The sequence below is a fragment of the Kiloniellales bacterium genome (assembly GCA_030064845.1).
Taxonomy (GTDB): Bacteria; Pseudomonadota; Alphaproteobacteria; order Kiloniellales; family JAKSDN01; genus JASJEC01.
This window is the reverse complement of sequence record JASJEC010000119.1, coordinates 1-5,827: the sequence shown is the minus strand read 5'-3', so window position 1 is coordinate 5,827 and position 5,827 is coordinate 1. Positions and strand designations below refer to the sequence as shown.

Below are 5,827 nucleotides of genomic sequence, written 5' to 3'. Positions count from 1 at the left end.
CGGGGGCGTTCTGGCCGGCGTGCTGTTGGGGGCGGCGTTTTTTCAGTCCTTCGGCGTCTATGCCCGCGGTAAATCGATCGCCGCGGCCTCGGGTCTCGTACGGGTGCTGTGCGCCTGGACCTGCGTGTTCGCCGCGCTGCTGGCGACGGCTTTCTCGCTAAAGGTGTCGGCAGAGTTCTCGCGGGTTTGGGCCTTCTGTTGGTTTGCCGGCACCGCCAGCCTGCTCGTGCTCGCCCGGCTCGTCTTCTACGCGGCCATCCGCCCCGGTGGCTACGGCAGGTTCCTGGCCGAGCGCACGGTGGTTTGGGGCGCGGGAGAACAGGGCGAAAGGCTGGTCGAGCATCTGGCCGCGGACGGCGGGGTCGAGCTGATCGGTTTCGTGGATGATCGCGGATCGAGGGTCCGCCAGGGCTTGGGGGACAGCCTTCTCGGCGACACCGAAGAGCTCATCGCGATGGTTCGCCGCGGCGAGGTAGACCAGATACTGGTCGCCCTGCCCTGGACGGCCGAGAAGCGCCTGGCCGAGATTCTCGTTCGCCTAAGCGTCTTGCCCGTGCCGGTGCATCTGGCGCCGGACTTGGCCGGTTTGACGCTGGGAGCGCGAAAGGTCGCGCGTCTCGCCAACCTTCCCATGATTACGGCGCAAGAACGGCCAATCTCGGGCTGGTCTCACATCGTCAAGGATATCGAGGACCGGGTGCTCGCCGCCTTGCTGCTTGTCTTCCTGGCGCCGCTCTTTGCGCTCATCGCAGTGGCCATCAAGTTCGACTCTCCGGGCCCGGTGTTGTTCCGGCAGCCGAGGCGCGGTTTCAACGACCAGCTCATCGAGGTCTTCAAGTTCCGCACGATGCACCACCACTTGGCGGATCAGCACTGCAACCGGCAGACCTCGGCGAACGACGCTCGGATCACCCGCCTGGGGCGATTTCTCCGGCGCTCGAGTCTCGACGAACTGCCCCAGCTGTTCAATGTCCTGCTTGGAGGAATGTCGCTGGTCGGGCCGCGGCCTCACGCCTTGGGCACCTCCGTGAAGGGCCTGCCCCTGGAACATTTGGTGGACCGCTATGCCCGCCGGCACAAGGTCAAGCCCGGCATCACCGGCTGGGCCCAGGTCAACGGCTGGCGCGGCGAGCTCGACACGGAAGAGAAGATCCAGCGGCGCGTGGAGCACGATCTCTACTACATCGAGAACTGGTCGATCTGGCTCGACTTCTGGATCCTCGCCAAGACTTTCCTTCTAGTATTCAGGGACAGGAACGCCTACTGACGGGCAGGGCAGCGCGGCAAACTGCGCGCCGCCGTCGTTGTATGGCTTGAAAATCAGGTAGTTCGGTGTCATTGTATTAACTATTGAGACGAATAGAACGCCTTTGTGAGGCGTTATTTCTCCAGGGAAGGGGTTCAGGGATTATGGCTAGCAGGAAACTCGTTGCACTCGCGGCGGCAATGGCGTTGGGACTGGTCCCGGCGGTCGGCCTCGCCGATGACGGCAAGGCGCCGGCTGACGACCTGAGCCGCACGGGCGTTGGCGGCTCCGCCAGCAGCGTCGCTCAGGCGGAAGACGACGCCGACGAGGGCATCATCACAGGCGCAGTGCTCGGCGGCGTCGCGGTCGCCGGTGTGGCCGCGGGCATCGCTTTCGCTGTCGCGGGCAGCGGTGGCAGCGACGACGACAGCGGCGGTCCTGGTTCGCCCACCAGCACCAGCACCAGCACGGCGACGGCTACGGGGTTCTAGCGCCGGAACCTAGTCTTCGGGCCATCGGGTCCAAAGGGCATTGATGTTAGACCTGCGACGGCGGGACGGCTATGGCTGTACCGCCGTCAGACTATTGCGGGCTTGAGAATTTCGAGCTCGATCGCCGGGATTTCCGGGTGGGCGTGTTGAAGGCTCTTCCAGACCAGCCCGTTTGACGGACTGACCCAGTAAAGGTTGGTGAACTTCCAGTCCATGTCCCGCGCCCTGCAGCTCTCCCGGTAAGCGATGGTCTCGAAGCTCAGTTCCGAGATCTCGATGGTCTCGGGGCCGAGCTCCTCTACCGTTGCATCTATGATCACGCCGTAGCGGTTCGGCGGAGCGAGATCGACCTCCCGCTTGTACGGCGGAACCGCCTCGCGGCTGCGTCCCATGGTGGTCAGGGGCTCGTCGCCGAGCAGCCGTGTGCGCTTCAGGTTGAACGGCAATCCGGCGGTGCGCACCAGGCGTCCGTGCCGCGTCACCATCACGGAACGGTCGGCGGCGAACCAGTGCAGGTTGAATCCGTCGGCGCGTCCAAGAACGATCAGCGCGCGCGGTCCGTCTCCGACCTTGGCGGACATGGTGGCGTATGGTATCTTATTGATGCGATTGCGAGTTATGGGGGTTTCATCGCCACCAGAGAAGGCGGTGGAAACACTACTAAAGGCTTTTTCCATAGGGCCGCTACAATTTGAGGTGGCTAGTATGACAAGACTTTTCAGCACGGCGCGGCGGGCCAAGGCCGCAGTGCGCGCTTCCCTGGGCTCTTTGCGCCCTTTTGCCGTCTTGCTTGCACTGGGCATGGGTCTAGCCGGTGCCGCGTCGCTCTCGGCACCGGGCGTGTCGCATGCCCAGATAGGCAACCTCGATCCGTCGCAACTGCAGAATGTCGATCCTTCACTGCTCAGGCAGTTCCGGGAGAGACAATCCGGCCCGGGTCGGACAAGTCAAGACGTAACGTCGCCCGTCGATAGCGTCCGGACGCCCCGCCCCGCGGCTCCGGGCGAGGCCGGCCTTCCCGTGAAGCCGCCGACGGAAAAGCCCTCGCCCTTGGAGCTGGACTACGCGGAGCGTCTGGCGCTGCTCGCACCGGATTACGATCCGGAGAAAACCGGCGAGGGGGCGCCCACAGGGCCCGTGCCGCTTCGGCAGTTCGGCTACCGGATGCTCGACAACTTGAGCGTGGCCGGCGACATGGTGAGCACCGGCGCGATCAACGACAGCTATCGCCTCGGCGTCGGCGACGAACTGGTCATCACCTTCCGGGGACAGAAGAACGAGTCTTTTCGGACCGCCGTGGACCGCGAGGGTCAGGTCGTCCTTCCCGAGCTGCCGCCGATCCAGGCCGCCGGGCGCGAGGTGGCCCACTTCCGGGCGGTGCTGGAGCAGGTGACCGCGGCGACCTTCCTGCAGACCGAGGTCTTCGTTTCGGTCGGCAACGTGCGCAACTTCCCGATCGTGGTGCTGGGCCAGGTCAACAGGCCGGGCGTGCACCGGGTCACCGGCGTCGCGTCCGTGCTCGACGCCATCGTGGCCGCCGGCGGCGTCCAGAAGACCGGCTCCCTGCGCAATATTCGGCTGATCCGGGGCAACCAGTACGTCACGGTCGACCTCTACGAGCTCCTGCTGACCGGCCTGCTGACGGAAGACCTGGCGCTGATGGAAGGCGACCGGGTCTTTGTGCCGCCGATCGGCCCGACCTTCGCGGTGGCCGGCGACGTTCAGCGGCCCGGCATCTACGAGCTGCCGGCGCCCGACGCTTACCTGACGGCGGGCTACGCGATCGGTCTTGCCGGTGGCACGCTGCGGCCCGAGGGCTACCGCTTCCTGCTGATCTCCACCGAGCTTCGGGGCGGCGACCAGATCGCCGAGATCGCCGATATCGGGGGCGTGCCGGTCAAGAGCAGCGACGTCATCCTGGTCAACAAGACCGGCTATTCCTGGGACGGCGCCTTTTATCTCGACGGCAACGTGTCGGTTCCCGGGCCCCGCTCGCTGCGCTTCGATCACACCGTCGGCAGCGTCATCAACGCGCCCGACACCCTGCTGGAAGATCCCTACCTGCTGTTCGCCGTGATCGAGTCGACCGACACCGCGACCCGGGCCCGGCTGTTCCAGGCGGTCGACCTGGGGCGCATCGTCAAGGGCCAGAGCGACGTGCCGCTCAGGACCGACGACCGCCTGCTGGTCTTCTCGGCGGACGATATCCGGTTCCTCTCCTCGCCGCGGATCCAGGCGATCCTGCGCGGCGATACCTTCGTGCCCCCGGCCGGCACCCCGCGACCGGAGGCCTGTCGCAGCCTCGACGCGCTGGCCTCGGTCGTCTCGCGCAGCCGCTCCGAGCGCTTCGCCAAGGCGCGGCTCGCCCTGAACCCGGACCGCAGACAGATCGTGCCGCCCGCCGTGGACTGTCCGCAGATCTTCGAGCGCTACCCGAAGCTCCTGGCCTTCGTGCTCGACTACGTGGTGTCGATCGGCGGAGAGATCCGCCTGCCCGGAATCTATCCGATCGCCGCCGGCACCAGCCTCGGCGCCCTGGTGCCGATCCTGGGCGGCTTGAGCGCCGAAGCCGATCTCGGCCAGATCGAATTGACGCGCTTCAGGGACGCGGACCCTCAGAGCGAGCCGGTCTTCAGCCGCCAGACGATCGATGCCAGGCAGAACAGTTTGGTGTCGGTCGCGCTGGTGCCCGGCGACATCGTCCGCTTCAGTCCAAAGTTCTCCGAGCGGGACGTCGGCAGCGTGCTTCTGGCCGGCGAGTTCAAGCGCCCCGGGGTCTATCAGATCCGCAAGGGCGAGCGCATGTCGGAGCTGATCGCCCGCGCCGGCGGGATCACCGAGCAGGCCTATCCCCTGGGCGCGGTCTTCACGCGGGAACGCGCGAGAAAGCGCGAGGCAGAAGGCTTCCAGCGGGCCGCCCTCGACCTCGAGTCGGGTCTCGCCGAGGCGCTCGCGAGCGGCGCCCTGACCTCCGACGAGGCGGCCGATCCCCAGGCAGTCGTCCTGGCCGTGCAGGGCCTGGCGGAACGGTTGCGGAACGCACAGGCGGTCGGGCGGGTGGTGGTCGAGGCCGACCCCACGGTCCTCGACGTCAGGCGGGAGCTGGACACGATCCTGGAGCCGGGGGACCGGCTGATCATGCCCAAGCGCCCCAACAGCGTGACGGTCAGCGGCGAAGTGCTGAACGCCGGCACGATTCAGTTCATTTCCGGCAAGACGGTCGATCAGTACATCGAGAACGCCGGCGGCATCTCGCGGGTCGCCGACGACGGCCGGATCTTTGTCATTCTGCCCAACGGCGAGGCGCAGACGGTATCGGTCGTCTCCTTCGAGTTCGAGCCGGTCCGGGTTCCGCCGGGCAGCACGATCGTCGTGCCCAGGGACCCCAAGCCTTTCGATTTGCTGGCCTTCTCGGTCAGCCTCTCAGAAATTCTCAGTAGATTGGCCATAACAGCAGCGTCGTTGGCAGTGATTCAAAGCTGATATCGTCGACCGGGGGGTGGCGAAAATGGGGCGGGCCAGAGCCGGGGTGGGAACCCGACTCGTCTGTGTCTTGTGGTTCTGCGCGGCGCTTCTCTTGCTGCCGGCGGGGTCCCGGGGTGCCGAGTGGAAACGCGAAGACTGGCCGTCGGTCAACGACTTCGGCTCCACCGGCTTGCTCCAGATGCCCAATGCCCGGTTCCACGAGGACGGCACGCTCAATCTCGGTGTCTCCTACGTCAATCCCTATACGAGGGGCTTCCTCACTCTGCAGGGGTTGCCCTGGCTCGAGGGCACCTTCCGCTATACCGACATCTCCAACCGTCTCTACGGCCCCGAGAGCTTCAGTGGCGAGCAGAGCTTCAAGGACCGCAGCGTCGACCTAAAATGGCGGATCGCCGAGGAGTCGCACTTCTTCCCGGAGATGGCGGTCCAATTCCGCGACATCGGCGGCACCTCGCTTTTCGGCAGCGAGTTCATCGTCGCCAGCAAGCGTTACTACAACTGGGATTTCACCTTCGGTTTGGCCTGGGGCAACGCGGGCAGCCGGGGCAACTTGCCGAACCCCTACTGCGAGCTGATCAGCAGTTTCTGCGACCGTGATGAGGGC

Annotated in this window: 5 protein-coding genes; 4 read left to right on the top strand and 1 reads right to left on the bottom strand. The window is 65.8% G+C overall.

Features of this window, described 5'->3' with window-relative positions:
- Both QNJ67_23575 and QNJ67_23570 read left to right on the top strand, forming a co-directional pair.
- Nucleotides 1-1,267 (top strand): undecaprenyl-phosphate glucose phosphotransferase (locus QNJ67_23575; protein MDJ0611973.1); only part of this gene is annotated, 1,267 nt, incomplete at its 5' end.
- A gap of 143 nt (nucleotides 1,268-1,410) precedes the next feature.
- Complete coding sequence (locus QNJ67_23570) at nucleotides 1,411-1,737, top strand: hypothetical protein (GenBank protein ID MDJ0611972.1); 327 nt, start codon at nucleotides 1,411-1,413, stop codon at nucleotides 1,735-1,737.
- An 86-nt stretch (nucleotides 1,738-1,823) separates the two neighbouring features.
- Here QNJ67_23570 and QNJ67_23565 read toward each other — a convergent pair whose 3' ends face one another.
- On the bottom strand, nucleotides 1,824-2,414 hold the full coding sequence (locus tag QNJ67_23565) for a YjbF family lipoprotein (GenBank protein MDJ0611971.1): 591 nt from the start codon (nucleotides 2,412-2,414) through the stop codon (nucleotides 1,824-1,826).
- Between the two features lie 343 nt (nucleotides 2,415-2,757).
- Between QNJ67_23565 and QNJ67_23560 the strand changes: the two genes are divergently transcribed.
- Both QNJ67_23560 and QNJ67_23555 read left to right on the top strand, forming a co-directional pair.
- Nucleotides 2,758-5,220 (top strand): SLBB domain-containing protein, encoded by a 2,463-nt coding sequence (locus tag QNJ67_23560; GenBank protein ID MDJ0611970.1) that lies wholly within the window; start codon nucleotides 2,758-2,760, stop codon nucleotides 5,218-5,220.
- Nucleotides 5,221-5,245: 25 nt separating this feature from the next.
- The coding region (locus QNJ67_23555; GenBank protein ID MDJ0611969.1) for a YjbH domain-containing protein at nucleotides 5,246-5,827 on the top strand (582 nt) is incomplete at its 3' end.